The organism is Nitrospiria bacterium (genome assembly GCA_036397255.1).
Classification (GTDB): domain Bacteria; phylum Nitrospirota; class Nitrospiria; order DASWJH01; family DASWJH01; genus DASWJH01.
Window position 1 is genome coordinate 1 of record DASWJH010000051.1, and the last position, 19,425, is coordinate 19,425.

A 19,425-nucleotide genomic window follows, 5' to 3' on the forward strand; every position below is an offset into this window, starting at 1 on the left:
GACGCCGAATGGCAAGCGGGCCGTCTACCGGAGTCAAGGGGAGAGTTGCTGTTCCTGCGGCCGATGGAGCCGACGGAAGGGATATGCCACGTTGACGGTTCGAAAGAGCCATTTAGCGATGCGGCGGTTGAGGGAGATCAAGGGGAGGCCTGAGATGCAAGCGCTTTATCGGCGTCGCAAGAGCACGGTGGAGCCGGGCTTCGGCCAGATCAAATGTGGGATGGGTTTTAGACGATATTTCTATCGAGGGCTTTCGAACGTTCGGAGCGAGTGGAACTTGGTTTGTGCGGCATTCAATCTGAAAAAAATCACCTCCCTTCTTCAGCGAAAAGAATTGATCGGATCCCTTGAAGGGGTGCATGAAAAGAAGAAGGCCTGCCTGCCGGACAGGCGGGCATCGGTGGGATGTAAAGATAACCTGTCTGCCGTGTGGGCACAGATAGACTTGCAGGTATATTAGTGCAGTACGATTTTGCCTAAACATACCATCCCTTCACAAAATATCAAGACTAATTGCTCAGGCTCCTAGTGAATGGGAATATAGCGGTTATCAGGAAATACAAACCCCACCGAAGCGCTACTCGATAATAGATACCAAAGGGTTAATGGGATTGTGTGGAATTTCCAATGCAGAACAATTAAGAGAAACTCACAGGCAATGGGTGGAAGAAGAATTGAAAAAAATGTCAATGAACGGGAATCATATTGGTCAGAGAGTATAACAGTGGGGGAAAGGAATTTGTAGAAGGGATAAAGGAACAAATAGGGGTAAGGGAAAATGGGAAAAGAATCATAGAGGAAGCGGATCATTTTGAACTACGGGAGGAAAGCGATTCTTACGGGCCATTTTCGGGGTGAAAAGAGCCTTTTAAGGGCTGAAAATACCCTTAATTGGAAGGGGAATAATTATATTTCAACAGGTTAGCTTGGTCCGACCCCGATCCCCATCCCTTGTTACCTAACGGTCCGAGAATTTATTTCAACCGCGCCCCGCCCCGCAACATTGCTGCTGAAGGGTTACAAGAGGGGAGTTGATTATTGGATCAAAAACTGTTGGCAAGACGAAGGAGTCCAGTGATGGCTGATCAAGAAATGCAACGATTACAGGAAATAAAAGACGGCAAAAGTGAGTGGCAAGCATGGGGCCCGTATCTTAGCGAGCGCGCCTGGGGAACAGTGCGAGAGGACTACAGCGAGGACGGTTCTGCTTGGAATTTTTTGACCCACGAGATGGCCCGCAGCAAAGCTTATCGCTGGGGCGAGGATGGTCTCGCGGGAATCTGTGATCGCTATCAGATTCTGTGTTTTGCCCTTGCCTTGTGGAACGCCCGCGATCCGATCCTTAAAGAACGCCCTTTTGGACTGGTCCCCGCCGAAGGTAACCACGGCGAGGACTTGAAGGATTATTACTTTTACGTGGACAGTACGCCCACGCACAGCTACATGAAGTATCTCTACAAGTATCCGCAGGGCGAGTACCCCTATCGGTGGCTGGTTGAGGAGAATCGGAATCGTGGGGGGTGCGGGCCGGAATTCGAATTACTCGACACCGGTATCTTCGACCAGGATCGATATTTCGATGTCTTCGTAGAATATGCGAAGGCCAGCCCAGATGATATTGGCATACGCATCGAGGCCTTCAATCGCGGTCCCGATGCTGCCGACCTGCATCTACTGCCGCATTTATGGTTTCGTAATATCTGGGGTTGGGGCGACGAACGACGCAGGGCACCGGTGATCACGCGCGGCCGCGATGGCAAGGGCTACGTGGCATTGGTGGCGGATGACAGTGCGGCCGATGGTCTCCAAAACCTTCCAGCCGAATACAAACTCGGACCTCGCATCCTCTACGGTGATTCCGATGGGGAAGTGCTTTTTACCGATAACGAGACCAACCTGGCCAAGCTTTACGGTCCTGAGGCCGATGACGGTCGCACGTACGTCAAGGATGGGATTCATCGTTACGTGGTGAATGGCGAGGCGGCGGTTAATCCGGAACAAACCGGCACCAAAGCCTGTCTGCACTATGTGCGCCGTATTCCCCCGGGCGGATCGACCGTGATTTTGCTGCGGTTATCGCAGACCGAACGGGCCAAACCACTCTTGGATATCGATGCGATCGTTGATGAGAGAAAAAGTGAAGCGGATGCGTTTTACGCCGGTATCCACCCCAAGAACGCTACCGCGGACGAACGGCACGTCCAGCGCCAAGCCTTCGCAGGCATGCTGTGGTCTAAACAGAATTACATCTTCGACGTCAATCTTTGGCTCAAGGGCGACAATTCACATCTTCTGCCCCCAGCGTCCCGTGCGAATAATCGCAACAAGCACTGGCGCCACCTGAACTCAATGCGCGTACTGTCGATGCCCGACAAGTGGGAATACCCCTGGTTTGCGGCCTGGGACCTGGCCTTTCACACCATCGCCATTGCGCTGGTTGATGCCGAGTTTGCAAAGGGACAGCTCTGGTTCATGCTATTCGAGCAGTTCCAGCATCCGAACGGCCAGATACCCGCTTACGAGTGGGAGTTTTCGGACTTGAACCCCCCTGTTCACCCGTGGGCGGTCTGGCGTGTCTACAACATGGACCGCATCCGCTCGGGAAAGGCCGACCGTGATTTTCTTGAGCGTTGCTTTCATAAACTGCTGATCAACTTCGCCTGGTGGATCAACAAGGTCGACAGCAGCGGCAATAATATCTTTGAAGGCGGCTTTCTCGGGCTTGACAATATCACCTTGTTCGACCGCTCCGAGAAACTTCCCGGTGGCGCGGTTCTGGAACAATCCGATGCGACTGGCTGGATGGGACTTTTCTGTCTCAGCATGATGCGAATCGCCCTTGAACTTGCGCAGGAGAATCGGACCTACGAAGGGCTCGCCACCAAGTTCTTTCAGCACTACATCTACGTTGGCGCGGCGATGAAGCACATGGGCGGCCGCAATTACAACTTGTGGGACGAGGAGGATGGTTTCTTCTACGACGTGCTGCGTTACCCCGATGGCAGCTTTGAAAAACTTCGCGTGCGCTCTCTGGTCGGATTGATTCCTTTGTATGCGGTTGAACGTCTCGAGACCCATTGGATTGAAAAATTTCCGGAATTCACCACGAGCCTTCATTGGTTCCTCGCCAATCGGAAGGACCTGGTGCAGCACTGCGTCAACCGCATCAAGCGCAATGGCGTCGATACATTGGCGCTGACGATCGTCGACCAGGACCAGTTGGAACGTATTCTGCAGCGGATCTGCGATACCGATGAGTTCCTTTCGGACTTCGGTCTGCGCAGCCTGTCGAAGACTCATTACAGGCATCCCTTCACCCTCGGTCATAACCAGGTGGCGTATGAACCGGGCGAGGCGGATTGCAAGATCAAGGGGGGCAACTCAAATTGGCGTGGACCCATCTGGTTCCCGACCGCTTTCCTCATGATCGAGTCATTGCGAAAACTGGCCAAGGCCTATGGCGCCGACATGACGATCAGCGGAAAGGACGGTCGAAGGTGGACCATCGGCGAGATTGCCGAGACACATGCAAACCGCCTGATTTCGATTTTCATTCGCAACGAGACTGGCGAGCGGCCAGTCTACGGTGCCATCCAGAAATTCCAGCACGATCCGCATTGGCGCGACTATCTCTTGTTCCACGAATACTTTCATGGCGATACCGGAGTCGGGCTGGGTGCGTCGCATCAGACCGGTTGGACGGGCCTGGTTGCGTCGATGATCGATGAGTGGCGTCGATGATTGGCGTATGAAAACAGGGTCAAGACAAGCACAAGTATTCACTAACGGCCAGACCCCAGCGCGCGAAAAGGGCGCAATGATTTCTTATCCACCATTGAAAGATCAGAAGGCTCTGGAAACCGGTTCAAGTCCCGGAATAGGTGCTGGTGTCGGTATCGCAGGGGTAAATCCGAGGTCTCAAAAGGGAGGGGTATGGAGGCAATGTTCGATCAGATGTTGTAAAAGATTTGAATAAATGGAATTACCTCAATCCAGAAAATCCATTGAAAATTCAATCAAAACGGGAAACCCGACCGAAAATCAGGAAGTTAGGAAATTGCCTTGTTTCGATTTTCAAAGGCGAGGGTGGAGGTTGAGCAGCAAACTTCAACAGTTCGTCCGGTAAGGATTTTTCCCGAAGCCATTTTTTGCGTGCTCCGCGGGCAAGGCCCACAAAGCACTGCGTGATCGATTCCCCCCGCACCCAACCTCTTTTCCTTTGTTGTGAACCCAAGGTATTCAGCTCCCCTTTCCCAAAACTCCCCCTTTGAACAAAGATTCTTTTTTAAATTTCTAATATTTACTTTTTGTGTCTATATCCCGGATTCGAACCCTTTCAGGGAAAATAAACCCTGGAACCCTTTAAATTAATTGGATAGAATAGATTTATGGCAAATGCGATTATTTTAATTTCATGTCCGGACCAACGGGGAATCACTGCGACGGTTACCGATTTTATTTTTAAGCACCACGGAAATATCCTTCATGCGGACCAGCACATTGATGATCAAACAGGCACCTTTTTCATGAGAATTGAATGGGACCTGGAAGGTTTTTATTTAGAGGAGGGAACGATTAAGGAATCTTTTCAGAGTATAGCCCAGCGGTTTTCGATGGATTGGGATATTTATTTCTCCAATCAAATAGTTCGAGCAGCCATTTTTGTCTCCAAGCATTTACATTGTTTGTATGATCTTTTATATAGACATCGATCCGGGCGGTTACCCTGTGAAATTCCTGTGGTGATCAGTAATCATCCCGACGCACATGAGATCTTAAAGGTTTTTGGTATTGAATTTGTGGAATTGTCCATTTCCCCTGAAAACAAAGTGGATCGGGAAAAAAGACAGCTTACCATCCTTAAAAAGAAAAAGATTGATCTCATCATCCTTGCCCGTTACCATCAAATCCTCACGGCCGATTTTGTTGGCCATTATCCCAATAGAATGATTAACATTCATCATTCATTTTTGCCTGCCTTTCCCGGGAAAAACCCATATGCGAAAGCTTATCAAGGGGGTGTTAAAATTATCGGAGCCACCAGCCACTATGTTACCGAAGGACTGGATGAAGGGCCCATCATTGAGCAGGATACCGTTCGAGTAAGCCACCGGGATACATTAGAAGATCTTAAACGGAAAGGAGAAGATTTAGAAAGGGTGGTTTTAAATAGGGCAGTATGCTGGCATCTGGAGAGAAAAATATTGTGTTACAACAATAAAACCGTTGTTTTCGATTAATAAGAAATCCCCTTTTCATAATTTCTAGAGGTATTCGATCAATCCCAAATTTTTTAGAAAAGCATTCCCTTTTCCTCCCAAAATTCCATTGAGTTAGTTTCCAATCTCCAAAATGTCAATTTTGGTCAAGTTTTTCCCTAAATCAAATGCATTTTGTAAAATACCTCACAAAGGTGTTGACTCGAGCCTAAGAAAAATTGTATTTGTTTCTATACATAATTGTTGGGTTTTATTAAGCTAAGGCACCTTCCATCAGGGCAAACCATTGGAAACAATGGGGCGCAAAGTTACGGGGCTTATTAAGTTCAGCAATCAGCCGTCAGTTATCAGTGATCAGTTAAATCTAAGGTTTAAGGCTGAAAACTAATAGCGGAAAACTCTCGGGCTAACAAAAAGCTTGCCGGGCCACCGAGGTGACGATGAACTATAGTCATTTCGGCTGCCCGGTTTTTAGGTTTATGGAGGAAAATTCTCCCCAGATAGGCTCCGTTTTAAACCGAGTCAATTATATGGATAACATTTGATGAATTTTTGGGTTTCAGAGTTTTATGGATTTTGAATAGGTTGGGATTTTTTTCCCCTTTTTTAGGAGCTTTTTCATAAAAAAGTTTTTAAAGATTTCCTTTCCTTTTGGAAATTTTTTGAGGTGAGGAGGACATCATACAATCCCGTTCAAAAATGTGGCGCCTTAAATGCCGTTTTGTCATTTTGGTCTCTGTCTTTCAATTGTTAATTTGTTCCTTAGGTTTTCCAGAAGAACCTCAACCTGAGATGTCGATCGACAATGAAGAGAAAGATAGGTTGTTAGCAGAGCTTGAACATACTGCTTTATATAATGACCTTGCTTTATTGGGTTCGGAAGATCTTGTCTTCTCTGCCTCTAAACGGGTGGAGGCCACACGAGCTGTTCCGAATGCAATGACGGTCATTTCCTCTGGACAGGTGCGTGCCCTCACAGGGAGGTATATTCCTCAGATCCTAAGGCTTTTTCCCGGATTAGATGTTGTTCAAGTGACCCGGACTGAATTTGCAGTCAGTTTGAGAGGTTTTGCAAATAAAAGTAATTTTGGCACGAGAGACATATTAGTCCTCGTAGATGGTCGGACGGTATATGACGAATTTTCCGGAAATGTAGTTTGGGAATCACTCGACATCTTTCCAGAAGATGTGGGAAAAATTGAGGTCATTCGTGGGGCCGGTTCCGCCATACATGGCCCCAATGCTTCCCGTGGGGTTATCAATATTATTACAAGACCCCCCGAAGCCCATTCTGCCTTTGAGTCCAACACCTCTTTTCTTAAAGATGGTTTTAGGCAGCGGGTGGGTGCAAGCCTTCCCATGGGGTCCTATCATTTGAAAATAACGGGAGGAACCGATCAAGCGGATGTCTACAATAGATTCGATGGTTTTTCTCTTCCCGATGACGAGGGTTCCGATACCTGGCGAGTGAATACCGTATTAACGAAGCGATTATCCCGCGGGGCCCAATTGCGATTGAGTGGTGGATCAAACACCGGTAACATTCTTTTGCATCGGGATCCCCAGACCCTAGCGCACACGGATCAATCAACAGATCATTTGCAATTGGAATATGAACACCCGAGTTTATCGGTGCGATCCTTTTGGAATTTCAGGGAGGTGAAATTTTTTGATTCCCTAACAGGCAGTCAAGGAGCCACGAGGAATCAACATCTGTATGATCTTGAATTTGTTCACCGGATTTTGAGATTCGGGCGGAATGAACTTTCCTGGGGAGGAGAAGCCCGCTACATTATGGTAAAAGCCGATAGTGTCAGTTCAGATGTGGAACAATTCAATGGCGCTTTATTTTTTGACGAACAGTACTACCTAACCCAACGTTTTTTAATCCGACTCGCGGGAAGAATGGATTTTCATGAAGAAGTGGGGCTGAGATTTTCTCCCAGGGGGGGGTTGGTATACAAAATAAATTCTGAACACACCGTGAAAGCCTCCGTGAACATGGGGTATCGAAATCCGACCCTCGCCAATAACTTCTTTGATTTTTCAGTGGGGAGCTTCATTACGCTTAAGGGGAACCCTGATTTGAACCCGGAACGAGCTATTTGGTATGAAACCGGGTATCTGGGAACCTTCTTACCCGACCTCACCGTGGGGTTGGATCTATTTTATGTCATCATGGACGATCTCATCATTTCAACGTTTACCCCTCCTTCAACCGTGACTTTTGTAAATGAGAGTAACAATATTAGAGGGGGAGGAGGTGAATTGTGGGCGCAGTATGAACTTTCGCCTTTTCTTAGGCTCATTGCCAATTACGGATATGCTGCTTATCAAGAAGATTCAAATAATGTGAGGGGAGCCGCTCCTCATAAAATCAATTTGGGCCTTCTTTTTGATGAATGGAAACGGTTTACAGGAGCGTTTACTTTTCATTACGTTCACCGGACCACCTGGCCTTTTGAAACAGGTGACTTCCCCGGAACGGTGACGGAAGCAGATCCTTATTATACACTCAATGCCTTGATCGGTTATCGAGTGATGAAAAACGTTGAAGCGCGTTTGGAAGCCTATAACATTACCGACAATGAACATCGGGAATTACCTGAGATCGGGGAGGAGATTCCTGTTGAAATCGTTTTTATATTAAACTTTTGGTTGTAGGGGAAGATGAATTCTCATTTTTACGATTCTTTAGACCACAAACAAAAGGGCAACGGTCTCCTTTATGGAAATTCGTCAAAAAAGCTTTCCTTTGTTTTATTCTTTTCTTTTTTTTCTCTCTTTGTTTTTCCTCTGAATGTTTCCCCGGTTACCCGGCCGATAGTGATTCTGAAGAGTTCGGATATTGACGCCTATCAAAAAGCAACACGCGGGGTTATGGATGCTTTAAAGAACCATCCGGCGTTGGTTTATAACTTAAATGGAGATTTAAATCGGATTCCCCATGTCATGGAAAAAATTGATGTTGTTCCTCCCAAGGCTATCATTGCCATAGGAAGCCTATCGGTTCTTGCCCTAAAAACCGTGGCAATAGATGCCCCTGTCGTTTTTTGCATGGTGGTCAATCCCACAGAGGCTCTTCAAAACCCAAAGTCTTATGCCATTTCAATGCATCTTCCCGTCGATGAGGCTTACCATAGAATAAAACAGGTTTTTCCGGATGGGAGAATCGGCATTCCCTATAACCCCGATCGGACAGGCGATTTAATCCAAAACGCTCTTTCTTATTTTAAAGACACTTCCATTGAACTTCTCCCGTTCGTTGTTCGTTCCCCTTCGGATCTCGGCCCCAATGTAACGCGCCTCCGTTCAAAAATGGATGCGCTATGGCTTTTCCCTGATTCGAGTTTCCTGGATGGGGTAACCGTCAAGTTTCTGTTGAAATATTCTTTTTCTGAAAACCTTCCCTTGATCGCTTATTCGGAAGGGTTTTCAAAAAGCGGAGCGCTGCTTTCCCTTGTGGGGAACTATGAGGAGATGGGTCGGAAAGCCGCTCACGTTGCATTAAGGGTGGTTGCGGGTGACTACCTGCCAAAGGTTCAGCACTCCACAAAACTGCAAACCTATATAAACCTTCAGGTGGCCAAAAGAATGGATATTCTGGTTAAGAATTCCCTGATTGCGTTGGCCGATCAGGTATACCCATAGGGGAGCCATGTTCTCAAAGTTAGGTATTCGTCAACGGTTATTGATTTTTGGCGGCGTTTGGTTGACTGTTTGTACCATTTTATTGACCTTTTATCTTGTTTCCCAGGCGAAGCTGGCCCTTTTTGAAAACACCATTCAAAGAGGGCAAATGGAAGCAGAGAGGTTATCCGAAGAAGCGGGTCTTCACCTTCACGCAGGCAATCGTCAGGCAGTTGAGAAATTACTCGAAGAAACAACCCGGCGGGGAGAAATTCTTCATGCAACCATCGAGTTCGATCAAACTGTTTTTGGGAAGGATACTCCCATCCAGGAACCTCTTATTTCTCCAAAGGGAATGTTAATGGGGCAGGCTCGTTATGTTAGGATCAATGGAATTAGGGCTCTTTCTTCGGAGGCAAAAATCGGGTCCCCTGTTCAGACCAATGTTTTGTCCGATGACCTTCTCCAATCGAAAAAGGGAATTGGTCCTCACAAAAAAAATAAGGTAAGGATATTTTTATCGGTGGAACCCATATTTGAACGAATGGAGGTTTTAGTCAGCAACGTAGCGATTTTCTTCGGAATTATTTTGGCCTTTGGTTTGGTTTTAGGTTGGGCTGTTTCATCTCCCATGATGTCCCCCTTACGCCGTCTGGCCGAGCAGGCAAAGGATTGTTCAGGATCGGAGGGCGACCCTCCCGAATTTAACCGTGTTCGACAGAACGATGAAATCGGATTGATATGGGATTCTCTCAGCAAAATGAAGAGTTCCTTGGATTGTAAAACTGCAGAGATTGCTCAATTAAAGTTAGGATTGGAAGATAGAGTCCTAAAACGAACAGCCGTTCTTGAAGAGATTAACGATCGGTTAAGCGAAATTTTACGATTAAAAAACGATCTGATCCTTCAGCTCTCCCATGAGGTCAAAACCCCTCTGACGGCCTTATCGGGATTGGTATCCAATCTTCGAGATGGGCTTGTTGGACCCCTTTCCATTCGGCAAAAGGACTATCTGGAACGCATGGATGTTCTCTCCAAGCACCTTAATAAATTATTGTCTGCCTTGCTTCATTTTGCGATTTCAGAGACGGCTAAATTGCCCCTTGACTGTTGTGCATTTTCCATCGAGGATTTAACCAAAAAAGTTTTGTTTGCCATTGAGCCGATTCAAAGGGAAAAAGGGGTTAGCTGTGTCATAGGGGATGATTTAAAGTCCGCATTTGTTTTTGCGGATCAGGAGCGGGTAGAGCAAATTCTTCTCAACCTTATCCACAACGCGATTAAGGCGAGCCCGAAGGGCTCCCGGATCAACATCAACGCCAAGGAAAGAAAAGGCGATCTAGTGGTGAGCATAGAGGATGCGGGAATCGGAATGTCCCCCAATAAATGGGAAAATGTTTTTAAGGAACCTTCCTGTACGAACGGGAAAAACGGAAATGGGGTTGGCCTTTATATCTGTAGTTATTTGGTTGAGTTGCATGGGGGAAATATTTGGTTTCGAACGGAAGAGGGAAAGGGTTCTACTTTTTATTTCACCCTTCCCAAGGGGTTGTCTTTGGTAGGAGCAGAGAATAAGGGATAAGGAGTCTACATGTCGGGGCGAATTCTAATTGTGGATGATGATCCGGATATACGGCTGACCCTTCGAGACCGGTTGGTTGGGCAGGGGTATCGTGTTTTTGAGGCCAACTCTTGTGCCGAAATGCGGGAGTTGTTTAACCATCACGAGTTTGATTTGGTTTTGTTAGATCTTCAATTGCCGGATGGTGACGGATTAAAAATGTTGGATGAAATGACCCATTTACGAGAATCAACGGAAATCATCATGATTTCAGCTTTCGGAACGATTCCAAAAGCGGTGGAAGCCATGCGGAAAGGAATAACGGATTTTGTTGCAAAGCCCTTTGACTTTTTGGACATTGAAACAAGAATTAAAAAATCGTTAGACTTCAGGCGTTTAAAGCGCGAGGCGGAAGGGTTTCAAACCGAGCGTTTGAGACGTCCGAAATTGGTTCCAGGAAAAAGTAAGGCAATGAAAGAGTGTCTGGATGTGTGTCAACGGATTGCCCCTACAGACACCACCGTTCTACTTCTGGGAGAAACGGGAACCGGGAAAGAGGTCCTTGCCCACCATATTCATGGAAACAGTTCAAGGGCCAACAAACCTTTTGTGGTTATTAGTTGCACCAATTTTTCGGAAAATCTGGTTGAAGATGAACTCTTTGGCCATGAGCAAGGGGCTTTCACCGGAGCCAATAAATTCAGACAAGGGAAGGTTGAGTTAGCCGATGAAGGAACCCTCTTTTTTGATGAAATTGGTGAGTTGCCCAGAGAGCTTCAGTGTAAACTCTTGCGTTTTTTGGAACACAAGACCTATACAAGGGTAGGGGGTAATAAAGAACGTGAGACAGATGTTCGACTTATTGCCGCTTCCAATCGGGATTTGGCCACAGAAGTTCGGAAGGGGAATTTTAGGGAAGATCTTTTTTACCGGTTGAATGTTTATCCCATCCTCCTTCCTCCCCTCAGAGATCGAATAGAGGATATCCCTGATTTAGCCAATCATTTTCTCAAAGAGGTATCCACCAAACAATGTCGTAACGCTTCAAATATAGACGAGAAAGCGTTGGGAGTTTTAAAAAGCTATCATTGGCCGGGCAATATAAGGGAATTGAGGAATGTTATAGAGAGGGCAACCGTTCTTGCAAACAACGGTACGATCCAACCCCAGCATTTGTTTCCTCTGGAAACATCCGGGAAATCCAATGTTTCAAAAAGTTGTGGGAGTTTAAAGGAAAAGGTAGAACAGTTTGAAAAATCACTTATATTCTCAGCCCTCGAAGAAACCAATTGGAATAAAGCAGAAGCGGCGAGGCGGTTAGAAATTAATCGTACGCATTTTTTCCGGTTATTAGACCGGTACAATATCCAATCTAAAAATTCAAAACAAACCTTCCATTAAAGAATTTCCACCAATAAGGGAAGTCCACTATTAGATGCCGTCGCATTTGTGGCTATTAACCCGTCGCAATAAGAAACCTTTTAACCTGTCCGATCGAGAATTAACCCGAAGCCTTACCGGGGAATTTAAATAATCTTTTTTCCCCTATCCCACTGATAAATCAATTGAATACAGTCCATTCTCTCTTCCAAAGACATTTGTAATAGGGTGTCGAAAATTTCGTGGCATATCTGTTGCTTGTAATGGTTTTTAGATAAGTTTTATTAAATTAATTTATGTTTCCCAGATCGATCAACGACCTGATTCGAATGGTGGCCTTGAGTTTTGAAAAGGCGTGATGAAAAAGGATCGTAAACCAAAATTCAGAATCGACTTGCTGAATGAATTTCAACGGCCTGGGGATGGGAGTAAAAGGGTACTTCACGGATATGCTTTGAATTTAAAAGGGACCCGGATTGCAAACGCAAAGGTGGAGGCGCTTCAACTGGGAATGAATAAAGTGCAGGTTTATACCGACAGCAGCGGTTACTTTGTTTTTTTCGATTTACCGAGGGGCGCTTATGAGGTGACTGGGTCAGCGGAAGGTTATTCTCCCCAAACCCAAAAGGCCAAAATTCTGGAAAATGAAAATGCGGCGCTTATTTTTGAACTTCCCGGAAAGGGATTACACTGAAAACAATCCGGTTTCAAAAATGTTATAGGATCGATGTGGAAGATATCAATTGGAGAGGTGAAAAATGAGTGGAATTATTTTTGATATTGATGAAACCGAAATGACAAGTCTAAAAGTCCAGCGGGTTCTCATTTATATTAATTCACATTTTTACAAACCATTAAACCTGGGATTTTGCGCTTCTCTTGTTGATCTTCACCCTGATTACTTCAGCAGAAAGTTTAAAAGGGAGGTTGGAGTTCCATTTCGGGAGTATATCCTAAAAAATCGGATCAGAAGAGCCGCTTCCCTTTTATTGAGGTCTTACAAACCGATCAAGGAAATTGGTGTTGAAATGGGGTTTAGCAGTCAAGCATTGTTTTCGAGGAATTTTAAACGGATGGTAGGTTGTTCTCCAAGAAAATTTAGAACCATACAACAAAAAAATAGAAGTTTTTTTGGAAATGGAAAATTAGCAGGATGTAGAAATACTCCGAATCCGTCATTCCCGAATGGTTTTATCGGGCCCGCCTGCCGGCAGGCAGGAATCCAGGCTCTTTAAAATCAACAACTTTTGGATTCCCGCTCCCCGATAAAGGCATTCGAGGACAGGTTTCGCGGGAATGACGACCTAATGCACAAATACATCCTTTTTCAACACCCTGTTAGACATTAAAAATGGATTGGGTTTTTTAAAAGAAGGGCGGATGCATTCTTTGTCTCTAGCGAAGGAAAATTAGAAAAAATATTCATTAGAGATATTCAAGAAAACCTAAAGGGAATGAAACTTCCATTGAAGGTTTGAAGTCGGTGGTTCCATGCCTGGTGGGTTTTTAAAGCAGAGGGGGGATGGAATGCGACTCAGAGGTGTTGGTTAAAATGAGCAGAAAAAAAACAGATATTAAAGGGACCGGTTCAGATAAAACAAGAAAAATAACACCCAAAGTTCAGCAAATTCTTGTCTATATAGAATCCCACTTTTATCTTCCATTAACCTTAGGATATTGTGCTTCTCTGGTCGATCTCCATCCCCATTATTTTAGCCGGAAATTTAAAAGCGATGTAGGAATACCCCTTCGGGAGTATATTTTAAAAACTCGATTAAAAAGGGCGTCCATACTTTTAATGGAATCTCACAATCAGGTAAAAGAAATCGGGGCGGGGGTAGGGTTTAAAAGTCAGGAGAATTTCTCCAGGAATTTTAAGCGAATGTTTGGGTGCTCCCCGAGAGAATATCGAAAAAACCAGCTTGAGAAGGGAAAATGCCTCTCATCCATATGAAAAAAACGAGAACCAAAATGGAATCAATCTGAAAAAAGAACAGGGCTCCATGTCTTTTTATTCATTGAGGTAGTCCAATCATAGGTAATGGGTAATGAGGAATGGGTGAGGGGTAAGGGGCGAGGAATAATGAGTGAAAAGCAAAGGGTGAGGAGTGCAGGGGAAAACCAATAAACCAGATGAACTAAAAGAATCAAAAAAACCAAACAAACCAGACTTCGGCGTGAGACCTCGGCGTGAGCTCGGTCGAACGCTAAACTAGAAAAACCAGATAAACGAAATAGACCAGATTAACTCATTATTTGTCATAAAACATCATGAAATCACAATTTTAGACAGATCAATTTGCTTGGTTTTCAAAATCGGGAGTTGAATAATTTAAGGAACTTGAAGGGGAATTAAACCAGGAAAACTGGGAAAAAACAGAGGTGACAGTAAAATTTATTCTTCATCTTAATTATTTGGACTGAAAAATTGGATTTATTAGGAGGATTCAAATGAAAAATTTTCATGAAATTCTTAAGATTTCGGCATTAGCAATTGGAATTGGTTTAACGGTTGGACTTCCAATCCAAGGGTACTCTTATTCTAAGGGAGGCTTTTCCTTAAAGGACACCAGTAAAAAAATTGGAAAAACACCGAATGTTTATTCAGGGGAAAAAGTTTATTCGAATTATTCGAAAACAGATTCAATGCCGTACGGATTGCAACAGGTTTTAATTTCGCGGTTGCTACAAATTGAACAGGAAGAGAATAGTGAAAAGCCATACCGAGCTTCTAATCCTAAACAGGGACTGGCAATCAATTTTGGGAGGAATGGGATTGAGGTGAAGCCGTCCAAGGACGGTAATTGGGAGTGGGGTATTCAGCTAAAGGGATATGGGTATGAAGAAGATATTCAACCAGTGAAACCTGCGGTGTTTAAATCGGATAAAAACCGTATAACCTTTGACCGAGGTGGCCTCAGGGAGTGGTACATTAACGGCTCCCTGGGACTTGAACAGGGGTTTACCCTCGATGAGCCCCCCATTCGAAAAAGCAATATGGGTTCCAATACCCTGGTGGTGACTTTGTCCTTATCCGGGGACTTAATACCGATATGGCGGGAGGAGGGCAAATCAATTACGTTTGGCAATCAAGAAGGGAACCCCGTTCTTCGGTATGAAAAATTATATGCTCTTGATTCCGCCGGGCAAAAGCTTCCGGCGGAGCTTGCCTTGTCAAAGGATGAGCTAAGGATCAAAGTTGACGATACAAATGCGGTTTATCCTATTACCATTGATCCACTTGTTTTTTCCGAAAATAAGGTCACGGGCTCAAATATCGGGGGAGGGGACCTTTTTGGTTTTTCTGTATCTATTAGCGATGATACTGCTGTGATCGGTCCTGGGTCGCTTTCTGAGACAGTTTATGTATTTGTACGTTCTGGAACTACATGGTTGGAACAGGCTACGCTCACAGCCTCGGATGGACAATTGGGAGACAATTTCGGCCATTCGGTTTCCATTAACGGTGATACCGTTGTTGTTGGGGCTTTCGATGATGATGATGCTGGAACGAGTTCTGGATCAGCCTATGTTTTTACTCGATCGGGAACCACTTGGAGCGAGCAAGCTAAACTAACGGCTTCCGATGCGGCACCACTTTCAGGTTTTGGATTTTCGGTTTCCGTCGAGGGCAATACCGCAGTGATTGGTGCATGGGGGGATGCGGATGCAGGGGGAGATTCCGGAGCCGCTTATGTTTTTGTGCGAACGGGAACTACATGGAGTGAGCAAGCCAAACTCACCGCATCAGATGCAGCCGGGGGCGCTCGATTTGGACACTCAGTCTCTATCAGTGGAGATTCGGCAGTAGTTGGGGCTGTATTTTCCGATTCGAGTTCTGGATCTGCTTATGTGTTTGTACGCTCGGGAACTACATGGAGTGAGCAAGCCAAACTCACCGCATCGGATGCCGGTACCACAGATCAATTTGGAATTTCTGTTTCAATCAACGGGGAATCGGTGGTAATTGGGGCAGACCAGGTCGACGATGTGGGTTCCAATTCCGGGGCTGCCTATGTATTTGTCCGTTCCGGAACTTCGTGGAGTGAACAAGCCAAACTCACTGCATCGGATGCCGCTGGCGGTGATCGATTTGGCTATTCCGTTTCCATATCAGGAGATACTGTTGTTGTTGGGGCAATTCAGGACGATGATGGAGGCACAGAATCTGGATCCGCCTACGTTTTTGTGCGTTCGGGCACAGTCTGGGATGAGGACACAAAACTTACCGCCTCAGACGCATCGCCAAGCGATATTTTTGGTACTTCGGTTTCCATAGATGGAGATATCATTATAATTGGGTCTCCTCTGGATGATGATTTTGGAACGGATTCGGGATCGGCCTATATATATGTACTTCAAACAGTGGGGGTGGATTTATCTATTGCCAAAACTGACTCTTCTGACCCTGTCCTTTTGGGTACAAATCTAACCTATACATTAATTGTAACCAATAACGGTCCTGAAAATGCGACTGGAGTTACAGTCACCGATTCTCTTCCCCTAGGGGTTGGATTCGTATCCTCAATTCCAAGCCAAGGTAATTGCAATGGGACAACTACGATTACCTGCAACTTGGGTAGCCTTTCCAGTAGCACGGCAGCTACGGTAACTATTACCGTATTACCTACCGCAACTGGGAGCTTAATCAATACCGCTTCACTAATAGGGAATGAAAGCGATCCTGTTCCTGGAAACAATAGTTCAACGGAAATAACGATAGTGAGTGAAGAATCTACCGATCTTTCCATCATAAAAACCGGGTCACCCGATCCAGTAAGTCTTGGATCCAGTCTAATTTATTCAATAGTGGTTACTAACAATGGGCCGGATTCCGCAACTGGAGTTACTGTTATGGATACCCTCCTGGGAGGAGTAACCTTTATTTCAGCAACTCCAACACAGGGGAGTTGTTCTGAAACTTATGGTACTGTGACATGTAATCTTGGAGGACTTGCCAATGGGGAAAGTGCCACGGTAACAATTGTTGTTAACCCAACTGTAACAGGAATTCTTAGTAATAATGCAAGCGTAACAGGGGGTGAGAGTGATCCTGATGGAAGCAATAACAGTTCGACAATTTTAATAACAGTGCTTTCTTCATCACCTCTGGTTACAGAGGAATGGGTGAACTTGTATAACGGTCCGGGGAATGGTGATGATCGAGCCAGTGCGGTTGCGGTCGACGGCTCTGGTAATGTCTATGTAACAGGGGAGAGCGTTGGTTCAAGTGGGTACGCTGATTATGCAACCATAAAATATGATGCGAGTGGAAACCAGCTTTGGGTGGCAAGGTTTAATGGGCCTGCGAATTATTTTGATAGGCCTTCTGATCTTACTTTGGATTCCTTAGGTAACGTTTATGTTACAGGGACTAGTTTTGGGGACTATGCAACGATCAAGTACAATTCAAATGGGATTCAACAATGGGTAGCCTTTTATAATTCAGGATTTGGGGGTGGAAGTGCTGCTTCCCTTGAAGTGGATGGTTCTGGCAACGTCTATGTAACAGGAAACAGCGTTGGGTCAGGAAGTAATAGCGATTATACAACAATCAAGTACGATTCAAATGGGAATGAACTCTGGGTGGCCCGGTACACCGGCTCCGGAAGTTTCGCGGATCGCCCTAGTGCCCTTGCAATAGACTCCTCTGGTTACATTTATGTGACGGGGATAACCTCCCAGGGAGCTTTTGATCCTACGGGAAATTATGCAACGGTCAAATATGATTCCAATGGGAATGAACTTTGGGTAGTTGTCTACGACGGCCCCGCAAATGCAGGGGATGGGGCCACAGAAATTTCTGTCGATTCCTCTGGGAATATATATGTAACAGGATATAGTACTGGGTTGGGAAGTAGTTACGACTATGCCACTATTAAATACGATTCAAATGGGAATCAGCTCTGGGTAGCCAGATACAATGGGTCTGGAAACTATATAGATTCCCCTCATGCATTGGAAGTGGATAATTTTGGCAATGTCTATGTAACCGGTGAGAGCCGGGTTGGAGGGTTGGGTACAACTACTGACTTTGCCACGATCAAGTATGACTCAAATGGGAATCAACTCTGGGAAGCGCGATATAATGGTCCCAATAGCTCATGGGATATCCCAGCAGACCTGGCCTTAGACAACTCCGGCAACGTTTATGTAACGGGACAGGCGGCCACTGGATCAGGTTATTTTGAGGATACTGCCACTGTCAAGTATGGGCCGAATGGAAACCAGGTCTGGGTAGTTCTTTATAATGGGCCCCCAGGAGATCAAATTGATAGGCCCGCGGCTCTTTTCGTAGATGATTCCAATAATGTCTATGTTACTGGTTTAAGCCAAATGTCACCAGCTACTACCCCACCCTGGCCTATGGATTTTTTTACGGTCAAATACAGTAAACAGTTACCTTCTACCGATCTTTCTGTAACCAAAGCCGATTCCCCGGATCCCGTCCTCGTTGGGCAAAATCTTACATATACAGTAACACTAACAAACAATGGACCTGATGATGCCCCAGGGGTAATCCTTTCTGATTTGCTTTCGGGAGGAGTTTTATTTGATTCATGGACAGCCAGCCAGGGAAGCTGCTCAGAATTAGGTGGTACTGTGACTTGTAATTTGGGGACCCTCCTAAATGGGGCAATTGCTACCGTAACGATTGTGGTGACTCCGACGGCACCTGGAACAATTAGTAACACTGCAAGCGTAGCAAGTAGCGGAACCGATCCATTTTTACCTAACAACAGTTGGGTAGAATTAACCGCGGTTAATCCCCCCTTGGCCGATCTAATTATATCCAAAACAGATTCCCCTGATCCCGTTTTGGCTGGGCAAAATTTAACATATACCATTTCTGTCACCAATAATGGTCCTTCAACGGCCACACTGGTAACCGTTACTGATACCCTCCCTGGAGGGGTAACCTATGTTTCTACTAGCCCCAGTCAAGGTAACTGCAGTGGTACCAGTACGGTAACCTGTGACATTGGAAGTCTTGCCAACGGTGCCAATGCAACCATCACCATTGTTGTTGTTCCTACAACGACCGGTATTCTTAGCAACACAGCAAGTGTTTCGGGTAATGAGGCCGATCCCGTTTCTGGAAACAATTCCGCAACAGAGCAAACCACAGTTAATCCTGCCTCTACGGATCTATCAATCACAAAATCAGATTCCCCTGACCCCGTTTTGGTTGGACAAAATTTAACCTACACAATTTCTGTTACCAATAATGGGCCTTCAACGGCAACTCAGGTAACGGTAACCGATACGCTTCCCCCTGGTGCTATTTTTATTAGTGCCAGTGGGAGTGGATGGATTTGTGGCCAAGTGGGGGGAGTGGTAACCTGCACTCGGGCTACCTTAGCGGTGAGTACAGCCCCTGTGATTACCATAACAGTGACTCCAACTTCTACAGGGACCATCAGTAACACAGCCTGTGTGTCAGGTAATGAGCCCGATCCAAATCCTGGAAATGATTGTTCGACTGCCAACACAACAGTCAATTCAAATCCAAACTCGGCTGATCTTTCGATAACCAAAACGGATGTCCCTGATCCTGTGGAACGGCGAGCGGATTTGACCTATACGATGGTTGTAACCAACAACGGTTCATTAAATGCAACCGGTGTGACCCTG

At 45.6% G+C, this 19,425-nt stretch carries 11 protein-coding genes, 1 pseudogene and 1 riboswitch; all 12 genes and pseudogenes read left to right on the plus strand.

What is annotated here, in order from left to right:
• Positions 1-310: pseudogene (locus tag VGB26_06765) on the plus strand (transposase).
• Between the two features lie 395 nt (positions 311-705).
• Entirely contained in the window at positions 706-858 is a 153-nt protein-coding gene (locus tag VGB26_06770) for a hypothetical protein (GenBank protein HEX9757489.1), read from the plus strand.
• A 219-nt stretch (positions 859-1,077) separates the two neighbouring features.
• A complete protein-coding gene (locus VGB26_06775) occupies positions 1,078-3,741 on the plus strand; it encodes a glucosidase (protein HEX9757490.1) in 2,664 nt (887 codons plus the stop codon).
• Between the two features lie 647 nt (positions 3,742-4,388).
• Positions 4,389-5,240, plus strand: a complete 852-nt coding sequence (gene purU / locus VGB26_06780; protein ID HEX9757491.1) for a formyltetrahydrofolate deformylase — start codon at positions 4,389-4,391, stop codon at positions 5,238-5,240.
• A 246-nt stretch (positions 5,241-5,486) separates the two neighbouring features.
• A riboswitch (cyclic di-GMP riboswitch) is annotated at positions 5,487-5,571 on the plus strand.
• 440 nt (positions 5,572-6,011) lie between these two features.
• A complete protein-coding gene (locus tag VGB26_06785) occupies positions 6,012-7,883 on the plus strand; it encodes a TonB-dependent receptor (GenBank protein ID HEX9757492.1) in 1,872 nt (623 codons plus the stop codon).
• Between the two features lie 6 nt (positions 7,884-7,889).
• Positions 7,890-8,870, plus strand: coding sequence for an ABC transporter substrate binding protein (locus tag VGB26_06790; GenBank protein ID HEX9757493.1), 981 nt, complete (start codon positions 7,890-7,892; stop codon positions 8,868-8,870).
• A gap of 7 nt (positions 8,871-8,877) precedes the next feature.
• The gene (locus VGB26_06795; GenBank protein ID HEX9757494.1) at positions 8,878-10,431 is read left to right on the plus strand and encodes an ATP-binding protein; all 1,554 of its coding nucleotides are present in this window, start codon (positions 8,878-8,880) and stop codon (positions 10,429-10,431) included.
• A gap of 9 nt (positions 10,432-10,440) precedes the next feature.
• Positions 10,441-11,811, plus strand: coding sequence for a sigma-54 dependent transcriptional regulator (locus VGB26_06800; GenBank protein HEX9757495.1), 1,371 nt, complete (start codon positions 10,441-10,443; stop codon positions 11,809-11,811).
• 337 nt (positions 11,812-12,148) lie between these two features.
• Positions 12,149-12,484, plus strand: coding sequence for a carboxypeptidase-like regulatory domain-containing protein (locus VGB26_06805; GenBank protein ID HEX9757496.1), 336 nt, complete (start codon positions 12,149-12,151; stop codon positions 12,482-12,484).
• A gap of 64 nt (positions 12,485-12,548) precedes the next feature.
• Positions 12,549-13,025: an AraC family transcriptional regulator gene (locus VGB26_06810; GenBank protein HEX9757497.1), complete on the plus strand. Its 477-nt coding sequence runs from the start codon at positions 12,549-12,551 to the stop codon at positions 13,023-13,025.
• 317 nt (positions 13,026-13,342) lie between these two features.
• Positions 13,343-13,744, plus strand: coding sequence for an AraC family transcriptional regulator (locus VGB26_06815; GenBank protein HEX9757498.1), 402 nt, complete (start codon positions 13,343-13,345; stop codon positions 13,742-13,744).
• 497 nt (positions 13,745-14,241) lie between these two features.
• The coding region (locus tag VGB26_06820; protein HEX9757499.1) for an SBBP repeat-containing protein at positions 14,242-19,425 on the plus strand (5,184 nt) is incomplete at its 3' end.

Coding starts and splice junctions, on each gene's coding strand:
- VGB26_06775 (HEX9757490.1), top strand. CDS start 1,078: ATGGCTGATCAAGAAATGCAACGATTACAGGAAATAAAAGACGGCAAA.
- purU (HEX9757491.1), top strand. CDS start 4,389: ATGGCAAATGCGATTATTTTAATTTCATGTCCGGACCAACGGGGAATC.
- VGB26_06785 (HEX9757492.1), top strand. CDS start 6,012: ATGTCGATCGACAATGAAGAGAAAGATAGGTTGTTAGCAGAGCTTGAA.
- VGB26_06790 (HEX9757493.1), top strand. CDS start 7,890: ATGAATTCTCATTTTTACGATTCTTTAGACCACAAACAAAAGGGCAAC.
- VGB26_06795 (HEX9757494.1), top strand. CDS start 8,878: ATGTTCTCAAAGTTAGGTATTCGTCAACGGTTATTGATTTTTGGCGGC.
- VGB26_06800 (HEX9757495.1), top strand. CDS start 10,441: ATGTCGGGGCGAATTCTAATTGTGGATGATGATCCGGATATACGGCTG.
- VGB26_06805 (HEX9757496.1), top strand. CDS start 12,149: ATGAAAAAGGATCGTAAACCAAAATTCAGAATCGACTTGCTGAATGAA.
- VGB26_06810 (HEX9757497.1), top strand. CDS start 12,549: ATGAGTGGAATTATTTTTGATATTGATGAAACCGAAATGACAAGTCTA.
- VGB26_06815 (HEX9757498.1), top strand. CDS start 13,343: ATGAGCAGAAAAAAAACAGATATTAAAGGGACCGGTTCAGATAAAACA.